The organism is Arcobacter denitrificans (SeqCode) (assembly GCF_048571185.1).
Lineage (GTDB): Bacteria > Campylobacterota > Campylobacteria > Campylobacterales > Arcobacteraceae > Arcobacter > Arcobacter denitrificans.
The window spans coordinates 1,853,689-1,874,850 of sequence record NZ_CP182350.1; the positions used below are offsets into that span (position 1 = coordinate 1,853,689).

20 protein-coding genes are annotated in these 21,162 nt (G+C 30.1%); 9 read left to right on the forward strand and 11 right to left on the reverse strand.

The window, feature by feature from the left end; translation table 11 throughout:
- Positions 1-28 precede the first annotated feature (28 nt).
- From ACNI28_RS09355 to ACNI28_RS09405, 11 genes are all read right to left on the reverse strand, one after another.
- Positions 29-1,726: a glutamate synthase-related protein gene (locus ACNI28_RS09355; protein ID WP_419763990.1), complete on the reverse strand. Its 1,698-nt coding sequence runs from the start codon at positions 1,724-1,726 to the stop codon at positions 29-31.
- A 93-nt stretch (positions 1,727-1,819) separates the two neighbouring features.
- Positions 1,820-5,389 carry a proline dehydrogenase family protein gene (locus tag ACNI28_RS09360; protein ID WP_419763991.1) on the reverse strand — a complete coding sequence of 1,190 codons (3,570 nt, stop codon included), beginning with the start codon at positions 5,387-5,389 and terminating at the stop codon, positions 1,820-1,822.
- Positions 5,390-5,571: 182 nt separating this feature from the next.
- Positions 5,572-6,294, reverse strand: a complete 723-nt coding sequence (locus ACNI28_RS09365) for an ABC transporter ATP-binding protein (protein WP_419763992.1) — start codon at positions 6,292-6,294, stop codon at positions 5,572-5,574.
- Positions 6,294-7,076: an ABC transporter ATP-binding protein gene (locus tag ACNI28_RS09370; protein ID WP_419763993.1), complete on the reverse strand. Its 783-nt coding sequence runs from the start codon at positions 7,074-7,076 to the stop codon at positions 6,294-6,296. Before ACNI28_RS09370 ends, ACNI28_RS09365 begins: the two co-directional genes overlap by 1 nt.
- A complete protein-coding gene (locus ACNI28_RS09375; RefSeq protein WP_419763994.1) occupies positions 7,076-8,032 on the reverse strand; it encodes a branched-chain amino acid ABC transporter permease in 957 nt (318 codons plus the stop codon). The genes ACNI28_RS09370 and ACNI28_RS09375 overlap by 1 nt, the downstream gene beginning before the upstream one ends.
- The gene (locus tag ACNI28_RS09380; protein WP_419763995.1) at positions 8,032-8,934 is read right to left on the reverse strand and encodes a branched-chain amino acid ABC transporter permease; all 903 of its coding nucleotides are present in this window, start codon (positions 8,932-8,934) and stop codon (positions 8,032-8,034) included. Before ACNI28_RS09380 ends, ACNI28_RS09375 begins: the two co-directional genes overlap by 1 nt.
- A 14-nt stretch (positions 8,935-8,948) precedes the next feature.
- Positions 8,949-10,070, reverse strand: a complete 1,122-nt coding sequence (locus ACNI28_RS09385) for a branched-chain amino acid ABC transporter substrate-binding protein (RefSeq protein ID WP_419763996.1) — start codon at positions 10,068-10,070, stop codon at positions 8,949-8,951.
- Positions 10,071-10,092: 22 nt separating this feature from the next.
- Positions 10,093-10,752 (reverse strand): hypothetical protein, encoded by a 660-nt coding sequence (locus ACNI28_RS09390; protein ID WP_419763997.1) that lies wholly within the window; start codon positions 10,750-10,752, stop codon positions 10,093-10,095.
- On the reverse strand, positions 10,752-10,985 hold the full coding sequence (locus ACNI28_RS09395) for a hypothetical protein (RefSeq protein WP_419763998.1): 234 nt from the start codon (positions 10,983-10,985) through the stop codon (positions 10,752-10,754). Before ACNI28_RS09395 ends, ACNI28_RS09390 begins: the two co-directional genes overlap by 1 nt.
- A gap of 204 nt (positions 10,986-11,189) precedes the next feature.
- Positions 11,190-12,071, reverse strand: a complete 882-nt coding sequence (locus tag ACNI28_RS09400) for a DMT family transporter (protein WP_419763999.1) — start codon at positions 12,069-12,071, stop codon at positions 11,190-11,192.
- A 54-nt stretch (positions 12,072-12,125) separates the two neighbouring features.
- The gene (locus ACNI28_RS09405) at positions 12,126-13,361 is read right to left on the reverse strand and encodes an apolipoprotein N-acyltransferase (protein WP_419764000.1); all 1,236 of its coding nucleotides are present in this window, start codon (positions 13,359-13,361) and stop codon (positions 12,126-12,128) included.
- Between the two features lie 25 nt (positions 13,362-13,386).
- Here ACNI28_RS09405 and yajC point away from each other — a divergent pair, with 25 nt between their 5' ends.
- The 9 genes from yajC to lptE all read left to right on the forward strand — a co-directional run bounded on the left by yajC (position 13,387) and on the right by lptE (position 21,162).
- Complete coding sequence (gene yajC, locus ACNI28_RS09410; protein WP_419764001.1) at positions 13,387-13,656, forward strand: preprotein translocase subunit YajC; 270 nt, start codon at positions 13,387-13,389, stop codon at positions 13,654-13,656.
- A gap of 77 nt (positions 13,657-13,733) precedes the next feature.
- Positions 13,734-15,302 (forward strand): protein translocase subunit SecD, encoded by a 1,569-nt coding sequence (gene secD, locus ACNI28_RS09415; protein WP_419764002.1) that lies wholly within the window; start codon positions 13,734-13,736, stop codon positions 15,300-15,302.
- The gene (secF, locus tag ACNI28_RS09420; RefSeq protein WP_419764003.1) at positions 15,302-16,273 is read left to right on the forward strand and encodes a protein translocase subunit SecF; all 972 of its coding nucleotides are present in this window, start codon (positions 15,302-15,304) and stop codon (positions 16,271-16,273) included. Before secD ends, secF begins: the two co-directional genes overlap by 1 nt.
- Positions 16,274-16,557: 284 nt before the next feature.
- Positions 16,558-16,803, forward strand: a complete 246-nt coding sequence (locus tag ACNI28_RS09425) for a type II toxin-antitoxin system CcdA family antitoxin (RefSeq protein WP_419764004.1) — start codon at positions 16,558-16,560, stop codon at positions 16,801-16,803.
- The gene (locus ACNI28_RS09430; protein WP_419764005.1) at positions 16,803-17,108 is read left to right on the forward strand and encodes a CcdB family protein; all 306 of its coding nucleotides are present in this window, start codon (positions 16,803-16,805) and stop codon (positions 17,106-17,108) included. The genes ACNI28_RS09425 and ACNI28_RS09430 overlap by 1 nt, the downstream gene beginning before the upstream one ends.
- Before the next feature lie 146 nt (positions 17,109-17,254).
- A complete protein-coding gene (locus tag ACNI28_RS09435; RefSeq protein WP_419764006.1) occupies positions 17,255-17,731 on the forward strand; it encodes an LTA synthase family protein in 477 nt (158 codons plus the stop codon).
- 85 nt (positions 17,732-17,816) lie between these two features.
- Positions 17,817-18,161, forward strand: coding sequence for a DUF6394 family protein (locus ACNI28_RS09440; protein WP_298749590.1), 345 nt, complete (start codon positions 17,817-17,819; stop codon positions 18,159-18,161).
- A complete protein-coding gene (gene leuS / locus ACNI28_RS09445) occupies positions 18,161-20,626 on the forward strand; it encodes a leucine--tRNA ligase (RefSeq protein ID WP_419764007.1) in 2,466 nt (821 codons plus the stop codon). Before ACNI28_RS09440 ends, leuS begins: the two co-directional genes overlap by 1 nt.
- 2 nt (positions 20,627-20,628) lie before the next feature.
- A complete protein-coding gene (gene lptE, locus ACNI28_RS09450) occupies positions 20,629-21,162 on the forward strand; it encodes an LPS assembly lipoprotein LptE (RefSeq protein WP_419764008.1) in 534 nt (177 codons plus the stop codon).

Sequence of the window (21,162 nt, forward strand, 5' to 3'; positions counted from 1 at the left end):
TACTCACCAGTAGATACAAAACAATAAATTATTTTTTAAGTAAAATTCTTCTTTCAAATAAAGCATCCATATCATCATGGATTTTTGAATCAATATCTAAAAATATCAATTTCTCTTTATTTAGTTGTTTAATATTTTTTAATCCCATTACAGCCAATAAACTTTTCATACTTTTTAAAACATTATTGTGATAGTTTTTTATATAGTTTGAATGTTTATTTACAAAATAATGTCGTCTTTTTTTAATATCTTGTGTTGCCAGTCCTACGGGACATTGATGTTTTGTTGCCCCAGAACAATACCTTGCACGTATACATCCTGCACTCATCATAAAACCTCGTGCAATTTGTACAAAATCTGCTCCTAAACATAAAGTAATTACAACATCATCAGGGGTCAATATCTTCCCACTTGCAGATATTTTGACATGCTCTCTTACTCCATAGTCTTTTAACACTTTATCAACTAGATATAAAGCATCTCGTATATCCATTCCAATTCTTTCCATCATCTCTAAGGGTGCTGTAGCACTACCTCCACTACCTCCATCAATAGAAATATAATCAGGAAATGGCAAGTTTAAACCCACTCTTTTTTTTATCTCTTTTGCAATTGGAACTATATTGTCATAATCAGAAACTACTATTTTGATTCCAACAGGTTTACCAGAAGCTTTTTGTAACTCTCCAATGAAATCAAACAGTTCTTCATTTGAAGTAGCATATGGAAATCTATTTGGTGAAAAAAGATCTTTATTTGCTTCTATATTTCTATAATATGCAATAGATGGAGTAACTTTTTCTGCGATAAGTTTTCCACCTGTTTGTTTTGCTCCTTGTGCAAGTTTAATCTCTGTCATTTTGCAAAAGCTCATTTGCTTTTTGTACCTTTGCATATCAAAATTACCCTCTTTATCTCTAACACCATAAAGTCCAGAACTAATTTGTAAAATAATATCTGGCATATCAGAAGGGACGTTTTTAGGAAAACTTTCTAATGATGCATTCCAGTTTGGTCTATAAAAACATTTTTTTTCTTTATTAAATACATATGTATCTGCTTCTTTATTATTCTTAAATATATGTTTTCTATAAAAATCAATTGCAACAGGTTCATTAAAGAATATTTTTGCCATTTTAAACATTTTGTATGCAAAACTACTTCCTCTTACAATTTCCATATAGCTTTTATCATAACTATTATGTGTTACGAAAAAGTTTGATGTTAGTCCACCTTCACCTGTGTTGATAGGGAAATTTCCCCTTTGTGAACCATATACAAAAGCTCTTGTTCCTTCAGGTGAAATAGAACCATCACTCATAGGAGCTCTTCCAATTATAGAAGATGTCACAAAAGGTTTTTCTCTTTTTTCTCCAAAAGTAACTGAAAAATCATCATCAACTTCATTATCATTTAATACAATATTTACATGTCTAAGCATAAATTTAGGCTTAGGCAAAGGTTGTGATGGAGAAAAAGAAGAAAAGTTCACTTTATCTCTTGATGCACTATATACCCAGTCTAATTTATCCATTGATTCATAAAATTTTTCATCACCAAAATATTGTCTAAATGGCTCTCTAAATTCTTGAAAAACAAATCTTAGACGTCCAATTATTGGATAATTAACTAAAATTTGGTGTGTTCTTTGTACATATTTATCATGTACATACCACATAAAAATGACTAAGCATAAAATAACTAAAACAATAAACCATGTTTCCATTGATAATTCCTATAAATTTTTTAGGATTTTAACATCACAAAATATAAAAATGGTGGGGTTAAAATAGATGAATAATAAGAAGGAAATTCCTTCTTATTTTATTTCTCGAGCTCCAATATTTCCATATCTATGAAAAGAGTGAGAAATTGATTGCTCAATGAAGTAATTTAGTAGTTCTAGTCTACCTTCCATCATAACAGGCTGTCTTACAATAAATGTTAAAGACTTAGCTGATTCTTCAAAGGCAATAGTTGGTACTTTAGAGATATTTGAATAAATAATTCTATCAAAACTACTAATAGTTTTTAGGAATTTTTCATCATTTTCTTCAACTAAAATATTATTTCCTTTGAATAAAATTGTTGCTTCTTCTAAGAATGACTTAACAAGTTTATTGTTATTTACTGATACTTTAAATTCAACACCAGATACAATAGCTGCTAAAATTCTAGCAACTGCTTCAAAAATAGAATCATCACTTGAAACTCTTATAGCTACATTTTTAAGAGGTAGATATCTGAAATGATTGTCTTCTCCTCTTACTTCACAATAATCTTTCTCTTGTGAAAACTCATTTTCATAGTTTTCTAAATATGATTGTAATGCAACTTCAAGTTTTTCAAAATCTTCTTTATTATTTTTAGAAGATTTACAATCGGCAATAAAGCTAGTCAATTCATTGTTATAAACTCTTTTAACATTTGGAAGTGAAGTCTCTTTAAAATTAACAAATTGTGTAATATAGTTAAATATACCAACTTTTCTTCCTGCTCCAATTGCAGATTTACCCATACCTCCAAAAGGTTGTCTAATAACGATTGCCCCTGTTGTCCCTCTATTAATATATAAGTTACCAGCTTTTAGATTTTCTCTCCAATAAGAAACTTCTCTTTCATCCAGTGATTCAATTCCTGAAGTTAATCCGTAACCTGTATCATTTACAATTTTTACAGCATGTTTTAAATCTTTTGCTTTAATAACTGCTAATACTGGTCCAAATAGTTCATTCATATGGATAAAGTTACCTTCATCCACATCCCATTTAATTGCAGGTTTTAGCATATATTCATTGTTTTCTGCATATTCAGGAGCTAATAACCATTTTTCATTACCCTCTAATTCACTAATAGCTTTTTTAAGGTTTCCAGAAACAGGATTTGCTAAAGTTCCAATTCTATTTTTAAAATCCCAAACAGAACCTACATTCATAGATTTTGCTGTATCTAATAAAGCCTTTTTGAAGCTTTCATCATTGTAAACCTCTTCTTCTAAAACTAAAAGTGAAGTAGCAGAACATTTTTGACCAGAGTTATTAAATGCACTTAAACATACATTTTTAACGGCTTGTTCTCTATCTGCCATGTTTGTTACAATAGTTGCATCTTTTCCACCAGTTTCAGCAGATAACATTAAATCAGGTCTTGTTTTTAACATACTAGCTGCTGTATCTTCTCCACCTGTTAAGATTACAAAATCTACATCTTTATTTGCAATTAAATGTTCACCTGCAAGTGCTCCTGGACAAGGGACAAATTGAAGTACATTTTTAGAAATACCTGCATCCCAAAAACATTTACACATCTCATATGCAGTTAATGCAGCAACTGAAGCAGGTTTTATAATAACTGTATTACCAGCAGCTAAAGTTGCAGCAACTCCACCTAATGGAATAGCAACAGGGAAGTTCCAAGGTGGTACTACAACCCCTACACCTTTACCTGTAAATTCTAAGTTTTGATATTTATCAAAATAATCTGCACTGTATGGATAGAATTCTAAAAAGTCTACTGCTTCAGATACTTCAACATCAGTTTCTGTAAATACTTTACCAACTTCAGCAGCGGCAACACCAATTAAGTCATCTCTTCTCTCACGCACTTTAATAGCAGCAAGTTTTAGTGCTGCATGTCTTTGTTCATGAGTTAAGCTTCTCCAACCATCTTTATCTTCACGTGCAACTTCTACAGCTTTTTTAAGATCATCTGCGTTTGCATTTGCAAATTTACCTGCAAGAACACCATCTTTTGCTTGAGATTTATCAAGAGCTTCAACAACTTTTCTATCTTCACTTATATCCTCACCACCAATAACTATTGGAGTGATTTTATGTTCTGTATCTTTAGAAAATTGCCATTTATTGATGATATTTTTAGCCCATTCTTGATTTTTTGGTAAAATAAAATCTGTATCAGCTTCAGCATGATACTCTTTTGTATCATAAGATGAATGGTTGAAATTATCCCATTTTTCTTCAAGTCTATTTTGAGTTCTTTTTGAACCTACAAATGAAGTTTTTTCATTTTCAAAAGATTTTATAAATAATTCTTTTTGCATATTCCAATCTTTTGAACCAACTCTTAATCCAAAAGAGTATCTAATAAAGTTGTCTGGACCTGTATTTTCATCAAGTCTTCTTACTAAATATGCAATTGCATTTGTAAACTGTTCTTTTGAAGCAGTTGGTCCATATAAAATAGGATTTTTAGAAATCTCTCTTATTGCTAATCTTGCTGAATCACTCATTCCTTCTAGCATTTCAATTGTATGATATTCAGCTGTTTTATTAACTTCTGCTAGGATTACAGCAAATGCTTGTTCAAATAAGTTATGAGAACCTGTTCCCACATGCATATATTTTGCATTTTCAGGGTCAAGTGCATATCTTATCATTCTTTTGTAGTTAGAATCAGTATCAGATTTATCTGTATATGTTACCATTTCCCAATGTTTTTGAGAGGCTTCTGTTTCTTCCATCTCCATATTAGCACCTTTTACAAGTCTAAACTTGATAGGATATCCACCATTTTCTACTCTTTTTTTAGCCCAGTTACATAAATCTTTTTGAACTAAAAATGAATCTGGAATATAAGCTTGAAGTACAATTCCTGCATAGAAATCTTTAAATTGTGGCAAGTCTAAAGTTCTTTTAAATACTTCAACAGTAATATCTAAATCTCTATACTCTTCCATATCAAGGTTTATAAACTTATTTGATTTTGTTCCATCTGGTGCAATATAAGGATGTTTTTGTGCTTGTTCATAAATTCTAGTTAATTTTTTCACTAAAACTTGAACTGTACCTTCAAAATTTAAAGGATTGATTTGTGAATAAATTGTTGAAATCTTAATAGAAATATAATCAATATTTGGGTTTTCTAAAGCTTTTAAATATTTTTCAATTCTCTCTTGGGCTTCTTCTTCTCCAAGAACAACCTCACCTATAAGGTTTACATTTACTCTAGTTTTCTCTTCTCTTCTCATTTTAAGGTGCTTATTGAAAGGTGCATCTTCACCTTTTAAAACTACAGTTTTTGTATCATCTCTAATTTGATCAACAAATAATGGAACCGAAACATCAGGTATATAAACCCCAATATTCTTAAAAAACCATAATAATATTCTATCTTTTGAAGTAAAGAACTTAGCTAATCCATACTTATCAAATAAGAATAAAATCTGATCAGCAATTCTTGAGTTTGATTCACATCTAAAAGATTGATCCATTAACTCAATCAAAAGAACTTTATCTTTTGGATTTGCTAACATTATTTGCATCTTACTATGAAACTCTTTTTCATAATCAGTAATCAACTCAGTTGCTCTGTTTTGCCATTTTTCTGCTAATTGTATAGCTGAATCTATAATTTCTATTTCATTTTTCATTTAGTATCCTTAAAATTTATTGTTTTTTTTAATTAATTTTAAGTAGCTTGAGAGCACACTTTATATGTGCTCAAAAAGGCCAGTGACTGGTAAGTATTGCCATTTTACTACTTTAATTAAGGATTCTCTGGCCTTTATGTAAATCTTGTACTTTTGATTGTAATCTACGTTTATGTCTCATATTAATGTTTTTTACCCAAGTAAGCTTCTTGTATAGTTTTTGAATTTAACAACTCTTCTGCTGTTCCTTCATGTGTGATTTTCCCAACTTCTAATACATATGCTCTATCTGCTAATTTTAGTGCAGCTTTTGCATTTTGTTCAACTAATAAAACTGTAACACCACTTAATGCAATCTCTTTTACAGCTTTAAAAATTGCTTTTATTAAAATAGGAGCTAATCCAAGTGAGGGCTCATCCAAGATTAAAAGTTTAGGTTTACTCATAATAGCTCTACCAATAGCAAGCATTTGTTGCTCACCGCCACTTAGCGTTCCTGCGAGTTGTTTTTTTCTCTCTTTTAATCTTGGTAAAATGTCATAAATCCACTCTAAGGTCTCTTTATCATGGTCTTTTAGTGTATATGCACCCATCATAAGGTTTTCTTCAACAGTTAATGTTCCAAAAACTCTTCTTCCCTCAGGAGAGTGAGACATTCCAAGACTAACTACATCATGAGCTTCAGATTTTGTAATATCATTTTTATCAAAAATAATACTTCCTGATTTTGCTTTTAAAAGTCCAGATATAGTTTGTAAAGTTGTAGTTTTCCCAGCACCATTTGCGCCAAGTATTGTTACAACTTCTCCTCGTAATACTTTTAAAGAGATACCTTTAATAGCAGATATTGCTCCATAAGATACATGTAGATCTCTAATCTCTAATAATATTTCATGATTTACCATTATGCATCCTCCTCTTCATCGTCATCTATTCCAATATATGCTTCAATTACTTTTGGGTCATCTTGAACAAATGAAGGAAGCCCTTGAGAAATCTCTTTTCCAAAGTTTATAACTGTAATATAGTCAGTTAATTTCATAACCATATCCATATCATGTTCAATCATCATTATTCCAAGTCCCATCTCTTTTATCTTTAAGATGATATTTGTAAGTTCAATTGTTTCATTTTCATTAAGTCCCGCTGCTGGCTCATCTAAAATAAGAAGTTCTGGGTCAGCAGCAAGTGCTCTTGCCATCTCTATTTTTCTTTGATTACCATAAGATAAATCACCTGCAGGTGTTTTGGCATATTTTGTTAATCCAAAGAAGTCCATTAGTTCTTCAACTTTTTTCCACTGTTTTAGCTCATCTTTTTTGTAAAAAGGTGTATGAATAATAGAGTGGTACCATTTTTGCTTAGATTTTGTGTGACAACCTGCAATAATATTTTCAGCAACACTCATCTCTTTAAAAAGACGAATATTTTGAAATGTTCTTAAAACTCCTCTTTGGGCAATTTTATGTGGAGCCATACCTGTAATATCCTCGCCTTTATATTTAATTGTTCCTTTTTCAGGAGTATAAATACCAGTAACACAGTTAAAAAGTGTAGTTTTACCAGCTCCATTTGGACCAATGATTCCATATATTTGACCTGGTTTTACGTTTATTGTTAAATCATCAATTGCAACTAAACCATGGAAAAATTTAGAAACATTTTCTATTTCTAATACATATTTCATTATTTTGCCTCCCTTGCTTTCTTTTTAAGAAATTTTGGGATATTTCCAAATACTGCTGGCCATACACCATTTGGTCTTAAAATCATTGTAAGAATCATAGCTAGACCAAAGATTAAGTATCTTGATTCTTTAAATTCTGTAAATAATTCTGGAAGAACAAACATTACAAATGTTCCAATAATAATCCCAGGAAGTGAAGCAGATCCACCAACTAAAACAATTGCAAAGAACATAACTGATTGCATAAAGTTAAATGACTCAGGACTTACAGCAGAATACTGTATAGCAAATACAGAACCTGCTGCACCTGCTATAGCTGCACCTAATGCAAAAGCAAAAAGTTTGTAATATGAGATATTAATACCCATAGATTTTGCTGCAATTTCATTTTTATTTATATAGTATAAAGCTCTTCCGTACTTAGAAGTATCTAAGTTTCTTATTATAAATAGAGTTATAATCAATAAACCATATGCTATATAATAAACTGAAGTATCACTTGTAAATTCAAAACCAAACACATTTACAAAATCAATTCCAAAAATCCCATTTGGTCCACCAGTTAAACCAAATACATCATTTGATAAAACTTGTTCAAATATAATATTGAATCCAATAGTTGCAACTAATAAATAATCACCTCTTAGATGAATAATAGGACCAGCAAGTAATATTGAAAAAACAACAGGTATTAAAATTGCAAATGGAATTGTTTCAATAATTGAAAAACCAAAGTTTACATTTAGTATTGCTGTTGTGTATGCACCCATTCCAAAGAATATTGCATGACCCATATTAAATACCCCTGCACGTCCAAGAATAATATCTTGAGAAAATGCAACAACTGCAAATACTAAAAACGTAATACCAATACTAAGCCAAGCTGAGTCAACTAAGAAAGGAAAAACAGCCATAACTACTATAAATAGTGTAGCAATAAGTGTAGTTTTATTCATTATACTTTCTCCGCCGTTTTTTCACCAAGAATTCCAGTTGGTTTTACTATTAAAATAATAATCAATAAAATAAATGTAAATGCTTCTGCCCATGTTGTAGAAACATATCCTGAAATTAAGGCATTAAATAATCCTAATAATAATCCACCAAGCATAGCTCCTGGAATACTACCAATACCACCAATAATTGCTGCAATAAATGCACTCAAACCATAAAGCCATCCCATATCAAATGTTAAACCTCTATAGTAAATACCAATAAACAATCCACCAATAGCTCCAAGCATAGAACCAATAATAAAAATAGTCATAATAACTCTATTTACATTGATACCCATAAGTTTTGCTGCATCTTGATCAATTGCAGTTGCTCTAATTGCTGTTCCCATTTTTGTTTTATTAATGAAAATATATAATGAGACCATTAGTACTGCTGATAGAGATAAAATAACTAATTGTGTAAATGATATGATAACTCCACCAAGGTTCCATGACGTACTTGGAAATACATCTGCTGGAAAAATTTCCATATTTGGACCCCAAATAAGCATTATTCCATTTTGTATTACAAGTGATGCACCAAGTGCTGAAACAACTGCACTTAATCTTGGTGCCGTTCTTAAAGGTCTATATGCAAGACGCTCAAGAAGAACACCCACAAAAGCCACAACTAATGCTGTTAATGTAAATACAATAACAATATTTACTAATGACAATGCATTTGAACCATAAAACTGTGTAAAAATAGTCAATCCTACATAAGCAGAAAAGGCAACAAGGTCACCGTGTGCGAAGTTGATTAACTTCATCACACCGTAAACCATTGTATAACCTAATGCTACTAATGCATACAGACTTCCTACTGTTAAACCATTTATTAACTGTTGAAGTAAAGTATCCATATCATTTAGCCTTATTATTCAGTTACTACGCTTTTTGTACCATCATTAGCCATTTTGTAAACAACGAATTTAGCACCAACTCTTTCACCATCTTCTCTAATGTTAAACGGTCCAGTAATCCCTGGAAAGTCTTTCATAGTTCTAACGTATTCTGCAATTTTTTTAGTATCAAAAGATTTTGTTTTTTCAACACCTTCAATAACTGCTCTTAATCCATCTGCATTAGTTACAGGCCAGATTGATGGAGGATCCATTTTAAATCTTGCTTTGTAAGCTGCTAAATATTTTTTAGCTTCTGGATATGGTAAAATTTCTGGAGTAGGGAAGTTAATTAAAACTGTACCTTCAGCTGCTGCACCTGCTAATTTATAGAAATCAGGGTTATCATTTGAATCTCCACCCACAAAGTCAGCATTGATTTGTAATTGTTTTTGTTGAGCTCTTAAAAGTCCACCATCAGTATAATAACCTGAGAAGTAAATTACATCTGGATTCATTGCTTTAACTTTAGTTAACATTGCTGTAAAGTTTTGAGTACCAGCTTTGATTTTTCCTCTAAATACTACATTTCCACCAAGAGCTTTAACTGAAGCTTCAGTAGCATCACCTAAACCTGCTGAATATGAAGAGTAATCAGAAATAACTACGATATTTTTATATTTTTTAGCATTAACCATATAGTCTGCTGTAAAATCACTTTGAGACGAGTTTGGAAAAGAATTTCTAAAGAAAGTCCAGTATTTTTTCTTAATTAAATCATCAGATGTTCCATCAGAAGTTTGTAAAACACCTTTTCTGTAATATGTTGTTTGTGCTGCTTGTGTAGCACCAGAAGTGTATGAACCAATTACTGCAATAACACCAGCATTTGTAAGTTTTTTAGCACAAACAGCAGCTTTTTGAGCTTTTGCTTCATCATCACAAGTCACAACTTCGATTTGTTTACCTAAAAGACCACCTTCAGCATTTTTTTCATCTACAATTAGTCTTACAAAGTTATCTATACTTTGTCCCTCATTAGCATACTGACCTGTAATTGGAGCTTGTACACCAATCTTTACTACATCACTAGCTAATAATGAGCTAGTTACGATTGCACTTACTGCAATTGCTTTTGTTATATTTTTAATATTCATATTTTTCCTTTTTTATTTTGATTTATAAAGTATGTTCTATGATGTAACAACCAATACACCATTCACCAATTTTTTCTATTTTCTTTATATCGCCTCCTTTGAAACTTGATTTTAAATTTTCATATGAATTAACAATCTCATCAAAAGACTTGATTATCTCTTCTAATCTTTTTTTTGCATCTTTTCTAGCACTATTAGAGATATCTAAATAAAAAGAAAATAAGCCATAATCTAAAGTTGAGTCCTCTTTATTTGTTCTCTCTAACATTTTACACATAAGATGTATATCATTTCTGTACTCTTCTTGCGCATTTCTAACACCATTTCTTATTGACATAACTACTTTTGATATGGAATCATTATCAGTCATATGTTTAAATCTAGTATCGAGTGTTATTGATAAATATCTATCTGTAATTGATTTGTTTTTCATAAATAGTTTAAATGAAGATCTATTGGGTAAAGAACATCTTAAGATATCTGAAACTGTTGCATCTATAAATATTTCAGGAGTATCTTCTATTTTTGCAATTTCTTGTGCAACATGAATCGTCAAAAAGTTTTCACTTGCATTTGAAAGATATAGTTCATCAGATGTCCAAAAGCTATAGTTTCTTTTTGCTTTATTTAATCCTGCAACTACTGCATCAATTACTTCTTCTTGTTTTGGAAAAATATTCATTAGTCTTCTTCCCTATAGTTCTCATCAACTTCTTGAATAATTCCACTTTCAAATAAAACTTCTTCAATAAGTTTGTTTTTAGAGATACCAAGGTTTTGACTTAATATAATAAGTGCATTGTCTAATTCACTATTAATTTTAATTGTTAGTTGTGAAACTTCTTTTTTATTCTTTTTGAGATGTTTATGAATTACATTTTGAATAACTGCTCTATTGTTTTTCAACTTTGCCATAGTTTAAAATTCCTAATTATTTTTTAGTACTACTTTTAGTACTACCTTTTTTTGATTAGTGATTATTTCATAGTGAAACTTAAGTAAAACTTAGATTAAGAGCAAAAGCTGTATAAAATTTATACAATTTAGGGTTTTTTCTAAAATGCTATGTAAATGCTATGTTGTTGCTACGTTAATGCTATGGTAATTATTTTTGTTAAATTAGTGGCGTTTTTTAAGCTGTTGTAAAGTTAATCCCAAAATTATAATAATAAGACCTATTAAAGTTGAGATATAAATTTCTTCTCCTACAATAAAGTGGATAAAGATTAAGGATATAAAAGGTGAAATAAATATCAAATTTGAAATCCTGCTTACCTTAGGGGTGAGTTGTAAGGCCTTTAACCATAATAAAAAGGTAATACCCATTTCAAATAGACCAACATAAGTAGCTCCTAAGAGTCCTTGGATACTTGGAAGTGAAAAAGAGTGAAAAATAAGTATATATATAGTTATAAAAGGAAGTGAGACTAAAAAGTATGCACATAGACTAATTATAGGGTCAAATTTATTTTTTGTATTTATTATCCAATAAGTTGCCCATAACACAGTTGAAATTATGGCATATAAAAGACCTTCTACATTTGAAAACTCTAAGCCAAGTATATTTCCCTTGGTTGATATGATAAGAACACCAAGGTAACATAGTATTCCTGCAATTATATCTTTTAGGGTTAAAGAGTGCTTTAAGAAAATTGCTGAAAAGTATGCCAAAACTAAAGCCCAAGTATAGTTTATGGCTTGTGCTTCTTGGGCTGGTAGTAAGTCGTAGGCTTTAAAAAGCATCAGATAATATAAAAAAGGATTTAGCAATGATGATAAAAGAACATTTATTTTATTGTTTTTTATAAAGTTAAATAAATGTGTAAGTTGATTTTTTTTTATAATAATAGATAAAAAAAGTATGCTAGAGACTAAACTAGAATAAAAAAGTAGTTCATATGGAGTTAAGGCTTGCAGCGATACCTTAAAAGCAGTTGCTACTGTTGACCAAAGAAATACAGCTAGTAGGGCATATTTAAAATCATTTGCTAAAAGGTGCATATTTTTCCTAAAACTTTTTGGAATGTTACTACTAAAAAGCTTTATTAAAAATTATTATTGATTATTTTTAATTATATAATTTTCACTTCCATTTACTTCATGATAAATATTTACCCCATACTTATTTGAATAAAGTCTTAGTAGAAGTTTTTGCAAGGTAGGTTCAATGGAAGGGGTAAACCAGGCATTATTTGATATGGCGATTATATTTTTTGTATCTCCTAGGTTTTTGTATAACTCTTCGCTTGTAGCTTCATAACAAATAGCATTTCTAAAAAAAGTATCTTTTATCTTATAGTCTGTTGGTTTTTTTGCCTTTGTATAATCTTTTGCTCCATTATAAAAGATATCATTTATAAAGTTAGTTATTATACTTGGAAGAGGAATAGATTCACCAAAAGGAACAAGTACAACTTTATGGGCAAGTTTTACATTTCCATTTTTGATAATGTATGTTGAGTTTTTGTATTCCCCATTTTCATAATAAAGTGCCCCTGTTACTATTGTAATAAGGTGAGATTTTTCAAGAAGACTTTGTAAAACAAAATCTTGGGTATTTAACAATAAAGGAAAAGCAGTCTCTGGAAGTACCACAACATCATCTTTGTTTTTTATTGCGCTATTTATTTGAGCGAAATTTATATCTATAACACTAGCAAGGTTCTTTTTATCCCATTTGTAGTCTTGTTTTATAAAGTATTTTGGAAGAGATACTTTTAAATCACTAAGTGGTGTAGAACTTGGATTTATAGTTACAAAAGAGATAGCTATTATAATAATAGAATAAAGAAAAACTCTTTTTTTGACTAAAAAAATAGTAGCAAACAAAAGCAAAGCAAGAATTATCTTATTTGTTTCAAAAAAACTATCTAAAAGTAAAATCTCAGGTTTAAACCAATTGAATCCTAAGGGGTCAATAAAACTTAGAGCAAAAAAGAATATAGCTCTTATATATATGTTATCTTTTAGTGAAGTCAATAAAAAAAGTAGTCCATAGGCAAGAGCAAAGGCAAAAATCACAAGAGGAATTAAAAAAGTTAAATCATAATATCGAAAAGAAAAACTTACCCAGTAAAACCAATAAATTCCTACAAAAAAGCCTGCAAAAAATAGAGAAGGTCTATTTATAGTGAGTATAAAATAAAAAGATGAGAGTAGAAAAATAGTATTTATTACTTTTATTTCAAGCCCAAAATAAGTTAAATAAATAGGAGTTGAAAACAATAAAGCTGTAATCAAGCCTTTTATTATATAGGTTTTGTTAAAATACTCGCGTTTTAGGAAAAACATATTAAATCATTATAAAGGAAGTACCATGGGTGAAAGCGGTGACTTAATAAGTTCATTATTACCTCTAGTTGCATTATTTGCAATATTCTACTTTTTAATTATCAGACCACAACAAAAGCAAGCTAAAGAGCATAAGCAGATGTTGGCTGATCTTAAAAAAAGTGATAAGATTGTAACAAATGGTGGCTTAATCGTTGAAATTACTAAAGTAGAAGAGACTTTTTTTACTGTAAAAAATGTAGATGGTTCTGAAATGAAATTAGCAAAAGAGTTTGTAGCCAGACTTGCTGAATAAAAATTAAAACATGTAAAAATTTTTTACATGTTTTACCACGTACTCCTATAAACAAACTTACTATTTAAGGATAAAGATTGAAAATCTTAAATTATAGACTTATCATATTTATTTTAAGCATTATTTTCGGTGTGGTATTCTCAGTACCTTCATTTTTACAAACCGATACAGGAAAAAAAATCTCATTAGGACTTGATTTGCAAGGTGGACTTCATATGCTTTTAGGTGTTAAAACCCAAGAGGCAGTTGTATCTAAAATCAAATCAATAGCAGCAACAGTTAAATATTACTCAGAAGATGAAGAGATATTAATAGAAGATTTAACTATAAACTCTGATAGTGTACATTTTTTAGTACTTGACCCAGATGAGGTTAAAAGAGTAGATGAGATGCTAGGCAACATAAAAGGTCTAGTTATTTCAAAATCAGAAGATAATAACTATTCATTAACTTTAACACAAGAAGAGATAGCTTTAACAAAAGATCAATCTGTTTCTCAAGCTGTTGAAACAATAAGAAATAGACTTGACCAATTTGGTTTGTCTGAGCCTACTGTTATAAGACAAGGTGAGACTGATATTGTTGTTGAACTTCCAGGTATAAAAAACCAAGCAGAAGAAAAAGCTGCAAGGGAACTTATCTCAAAACCTGCAAACTTAGAGCTTATGGCTGTAGATGAAGAGAGATCTGACCAAGTTTATACAATGAGCGCTTCTCAAGCTTCTCAATATGGAGATATTATTTTAGAAGATGCAAAAGAGCCTTCAAAAAAATATCTTGTAAGAGAGATACCTATTTTAAATGGAAGCCAAGTAACAGATGCACAAGTTGCTTTTGACCAATCAAACCAAGCAATTATTAACTTTACTTTAAACTCTATTGGAGCAAAGGTATTTGGAGAGTTTACTTCTAAAAGTATAGGAAAAAGACTTGCTATTGTTTTAGATGGAAAAGTTTATTCTGCACCAAATATTAGAGAGAGAATTGGTGGTGGAAGTGGACAGATTTCAGGTGGCTTTACTTTAGTTGAAGCTGGAAATGTTGCTATTGCCTTAAGATCTGGTGCACTGCCAGCTTCTGTTGAGTTATTAGAAAAAAGAAGTGTTGGACCATCTTTAGGTGCTGATTCAATAAAAGCATCTATGATAGCACTTATTGCTGGGTTTGCTATTGTTGTAGTATTTATGGTTTTATATTATGGTATGGCTGGAATCGTTGCTAATATTGCACTTATAACAAATATCTTTATAATAATAGCAGTAATGGCTATGTTTGGGGCAACCTTAACTCTGCCTGGTATGGCGGGGATTGTACTTACTGTGGGTATGGCAGTTGATGCAAACGTAATTATAAGTGAAAGAATAAAAGAGTTACTAAAGAATGGTGCTTCAATTACAAAAGCTATAGAAGATGGATACTCAAATGCAATGAGAGCAATCTTAGATGCAAATATCACAACGCTTCTTGTTGCAGTTATATTATATGCATATGGAACTGGACCTATTAAAGGTTTTGCTATTACAATCTCTATTGGTATTTTAGCATCTATGTTAACAGCTATTTTAGGAACACACGGTATCTATGAGTCTTTATTGCCAAAGATGAATAGAGAGAAAAATTTAAGAAAATGGTTTGGGATAAAATAATGGAATTTTTTAAAGGTGATAAAATATACAATTTTATGGGTAAGCGATTACCATTTTTAGGTTTTTCTGCTATTTTAGTTGTAGCTTCTATAGTATTACTTTTATCAAAAGGTGTTAACTTTGGTATCGATTTTGCTGGTGGAACTTTAGTTCAAGTAAAATATGATGCTCCTGCTCCTATTGATAAAATAAGAGATATTTTAAACAATACAAAAGAGTATAAAAATTCATCTATTACAAAATTTGGTAGTGATGAAGAGATAATTATTAGAGTATCAACATCAACAAGTAACGTATCAAATGACTTAGGTGATGAGATAAGAAAAGTATTAGTTGATACTGGAAATTATGAGATTAGAAGAGTTGATATAGTAGGACCAAAAGTTGGTGGAGAGCTAAGAGAAAAAGGTCTTATGGCATTTTGTTTATCTCTAATAGTGATTATGATTTATGTTTCATTTAGATTTGAGTGGAGATTTGCACTTGCTTCAATCTTTGCCTTAATCCATGATGTTACTATTGCTTTAGGTGCAATTAGTTTGTTTAATGTAGAAGTAAACTTAGATATCTTAGCAGCTATTCTTACACTCTTAGGATACTCACTTAACGATACAATTATTGTATTTGATAGAATTAGAGAGGGTGTTCAAACATCTAAAGAGAGTGATTTAGAAAAGATTGTTGATGAATCTGTTTCAAGAACACTATCAAGAACTACACTTACTTCATTGACTACATTCTTTGTGGTTGCAACTTTATACTTCTTTGGTGGAGAGATTATCAATGGTTTTGCCTTTACTTTATTAGTTGGTATTATTGTTGGTACATATTCATCTATCTTCGTAGCAGCTTCGTTTTTAGTTCAATTAAAGTTCTCTATTGAGAACTTTAGAGCTAAAGAAGCAGAGAAGATGAAGAAGCAAAAAGAGAAGGAAAAGATGAGGGCTATGTTTGAGCAGGGAACCGTATAAGAGTTATCTTTACATCATCTTTTAAATTTATTGAGCGTTGGAAATTTATTTTCAATGCTCATGTACTAATTGTACACTCCGCTTGAAGATAAACTTCCGCCTCCACTAAATCTAAAATCTAATATAAATATAACTCTTATAAGAATAAACATCATCTTTTATAATTAATTTTTAAGATAATCTAATATTTATAAACCACGTTTCCCCTAAAAACCCAATACTTTTTATTTTTAAATTTTTTATGATAGAATTATGTATATAAAACATATACATAGGGAGTGCACATGACTGCTATTTATGACAAAACAGCAAAGAAAAAAGCTACAAATGTTTCTATCAACTCAGATTTATTGGAAAAAGCAAAAGTTCATAAGATAAATATTTCTTCTAGTATAGAAAAAACTTTAGAAGTCTTAGTAAAAGAAAAAGAAACCCAAAAATGGGAAGAAGAAAATAAAGAAGCAATTAATGACTATAATGAAAGAGTATCTAAAAATGGTCTTTTTAGTGATGGCTTAAGAAGTTTCTAATGGCACAGTTTGATGTATATAAAAATATAAATAACAGTTCAAAAGATGATATTCCTTATTTGCTAGATATTCAAAATGATATTTTAAAAAACTTATCTTCTCGTGTTGTTGTTCCTTTAGTTTTAAATTCAAAAAGTGCAAAAATTTTAAACCCTATATTTGAAATAGAAAATCAAAAACTTATTATGTCAACTGCTGAACTTGCAAGTATTTCAAGTGATAAAATAGGTGAAAAGGTTTGCTCTTTAGAAAAGAGAAGAAATGAGATAATTGAAGCTGTTGATTTTTTAATAACTGGATTCTAATCTACCAACTAATTATTTCAATAAGGCAAAATACAAGGCGTAAATAGTTTTTAACTAGGTATAATAAAATGTTATAAAAATGACATGCTTTTAATATATAATTTAAAGATAAAAGTATAGAATATAATTTTTACAATGGATTAAATATGAAAAACTATATCGCTTTAAAAAATAACTTTGATAAAATTACTTCAAATAACTCTGCAAGTTGGAGTTTAGCACTATTTTGGATAGTTTTGTTTGAGATACTTGCTTCTTTAATTGAGTACTCTTTTGTACATCAAACATCATCTACTATGTTACATATTCCTGATGGGATTTATTCAGAAATAATTATTGGACTTATTGTTACTATATATGTTTGGTTGTGTGTTTATAATCTTATTTTTTGGGACAAGAGTTCTATTTTATATCTTATTTTATTTGGGTTTATTGGTATTTATATGATTACTACCCATGATTATTTTCTTGATTTTCTTATAAATAACATCAATATATTTAGACTAATTCAAAGCGATACGGGAATAAATCTGATTATTCAACTTTTTTTCAAACTCATAATCTTTTATCTAATCTTTCAAGTGGTTAAATCACTTCGTGCTTCAAAAACTAATCAATTATAGTTCTAAATTTTAGAACTATAAAAGAGCTTTTTTATCATACTTTAGCTATTATAATTGCTTTTAGAAATACTTTAAAAGGATGAACATGGATTGGGGTAAAGTAACCTATATATTCTTTTCACTAATGTCTTTAACTACAACGGCAGGGTTTTTATATGAACCAAACTCTTTGGCACTATTTTTAGCAGCTGGGGTTAATGTTATATCAACAATTTTAAAAATAGGTGTTAAAAACTTATTGGCTGCAGAATTACTTGCAAGTTCTTTAGTTGCTGACTTACACTTGATACCTGCATTTATGGTTCTTACTTTTATGGGTGATGAAAGATTGGCTATAGCTCTTGCTATTGGAGCAATTGTTGCAAATATATTTTCTATAGCCTTAGCACTAATTGAGAGTGCAAAAAGTCAGGAAAAGGATGAGTTTTAATGGAGTACAATCCACAAGAGATAGAGAAGAAATGGCAAAACTATTGGATTGAAAATGGTAGTTTTGAACCAAGTGATGATACAAAAAAAGATAAAAAATATATTTTAAGTATGTTTCCATACCCAAGTGGTAGGATACATATGGGACATGTTAGAAACTACTGTTTAGGTGATGCTTTTGCTAGATTTTTTAGAAAATCTAATTTTAATGTATTGCATCCAATTGGTTGGGATAGTTTTGGTATGCCTGCTGAAAATGCAGCTATTAAGCACAAACTTCATCCAAAAAAATGGACTTATGAAAACATAGACTACATGAGAAAAGAGCTTAATGGTTTAGGTTTAAGCTTTTCTGCAAAAAGAGAGTTTGCTACAAGTGATGAACTTTATACAAAATGGGAACAAGAGTTTATTATCAAGATGTATGAAGAGGGTCTTTTATATAAAAAATCCACAACGGTAAATTGGTGTGAACCTTGCCATACTGTTTTAGCAAATGAGCAAGTAGAAGAGGGATGTTGTTGGAGATGTGACACTCCTGTAGAGCAAAAAGAGATGCCTGGATATTATGTAGCAATTACAAAGTTTGCCCAAGAGTTACTGGATGATTTAAAAACTTTAGAGGATTCATGGCCATCACAAGTTTTAACTATGCAAGAGAACTGGATAGGAAGAAGCGAAGGTTTAGAGTTTACCTTTGAACTTACAAAAGAAGCAAGATATAAATTAAATAAAAATTTTGCTTCATTTGATGTATTTACAACAAGACCTGATACTATTTATGGGGTTTCTTATACTGCACTTTCACCAGAACACCCTATTGTAAAATATATGCTTGATAATGAATTACTTGATGAAAATAAAATATTTAAAATCAAAGAAATGCAAAAGGTTAGCGAAAGAGATAGAGCAACTATGCCTAAAGAAGGTCTCTCTTTAGAAATTGAAGTTCTTCATCCACTAACAGGAAAGTCTATCCCTGTATGGGTTGCAAACTTTGTATTGGTATCTTATGGAAGTGGAGCTGTTATGGCGGTGCCTGCCCATGATCAAAGAGATTTTGAATTTGCTCGGGAGTATGAGTTACCAATCAAACAAGTAGTTGTTGGAAAAGATGGTGAAATTTCTAATATGAAAGAAGCTTATACTGAAGCTGGTACTTTGATTAATTCAGAAGGTTTTACAAACTTAGATAATACAAAAGCTAAAAAAGCAATTATTTATCACTTTGAACAAAACTCTTTTGGAATAAAAAAAGTTAATTATAAATTAAGAGATTGGGGTGTTTCAAGACAGAGATATTGGGGTGCACCTATTCCCTTTATTCATTGTGAAACATGTGGTTTAGTTCCTGAAAAACTTGAAAATCTTCCAGTTGCCTTGCCAGATGATGTAGAGATTACAGGTGAAGGAAATCCTTTAGATACTCACCCAACTTGGAAACATTGCAAATGTCCAAAATGTGGTAAAAAAGCACTTAGAGAGACAGATACTCTTGATACTTTTGTTCAATCATCTTGGTACTTTTTAAGATATGCAACAAATAATAAAAAGTGGAATAATGTAGGTATTTCAAAAGATGATAGTGATTATTGGATGGATGTTGACCAATATATTGGTGGAATTGAACATGCTATATTACATCTTTTATATGCAAGATTTTTTACAAAAGCTTTAAATCAACTAGGATACACAAACTCAAAAGAGCCATTTAAAAGACTTCTTACTCAAGGTATGGTTTTAAAAGATGGTGCTAAAATGTCAAAATCAAAAGGAAATGTAGTAGATCCTGATATGATTGTTGAGAAATATGGTGCTGATACTGCAAGATTGTTTATGATGTTTGCAGCTCCTCCTACAAAAGAGTTAGAGTGGAATGATAGTGCAGTTGATGGAGCATTTAGATTTATTAAAAGATTTGCTTCAAAAGTTGAAATGGCACATGGTGTATCAATTGATGAGATAAATGCTATTGAACATAATAGTTTATCAAAAGAAGAAAAAGAAGCTAGAAAAAAAGTATATGAAGCACTACAAAAGTCAAATGAAGTATTTGATAAGACTTATGCTTTCAATACACTAATTGCTGCTTCAATGGAAGCTATGAATGCTTTAAATGCACAAGATAACAAAACTGTTTGGGCTGAAGGGTATTATATTTTAACAAATATCTTAGAACCAATCATTCCGCATCTTTGCTGGGAGTTATCAAATGAACTATTTGAGTTAAAAAACTTTAACAACAAAACAAAAGTAAAAGAAGAAGTTTTTGTATCTGATTCTATTACACTAGCTATTACTATAAATGGTAAAAAAAGAGCTGAGATTGAAGTTGCTCCAAATGCTTCTAAAGAAGAAATTTTAGTTATTGCAAAAGAGACTTCAGCTAAATGGATAGAAGGTAAAGAGATAATAAAAGAGATAGTTGTTCCAAATAAATTGGTAAACTTAGTAATTAAGGGATAATTATGAAATTAAAAGCAATTGTATTAGCATTTTTAATCGGGCTTGTTTTTACCTCATGTGGTTATAAACCAGGTTCAACTTATGCAAAAAAAGAGATTAATGGGAAAGTATTTGTTGATTTGAAGGTTAATATTGAAGACCCTAAAAACTCAGTATTGATAAAAGATGCTATGAATGAACTTTTAGTTCATAAATTAGATACAAAATTAGTCAATAAAAAAGAGTTAGCTGATACAATTGTAATAGTGACTTTAAACTCTACTGGATTTAGTGCTTTACAATATGATAGTGATGGTTATGTAAAACTATATAAGGCAAGCTCAAGTATAAGCGTAAACTACCAAAATGACGAGACATCAAGAAGTTTTAGTGTATCTGGAACATATGATTTCTCAATAGATAGTGGTGGAACAATTTCAGATGCAAAAAGATTTGAAGCAATTAAAATTGCATCAACAAAAGCTTTAGATGAAGTAATCTCAAAAATAGCAATAATGTCGTTTGAAAAACCTAAAAAAAAGTTAGATAAAAAATAA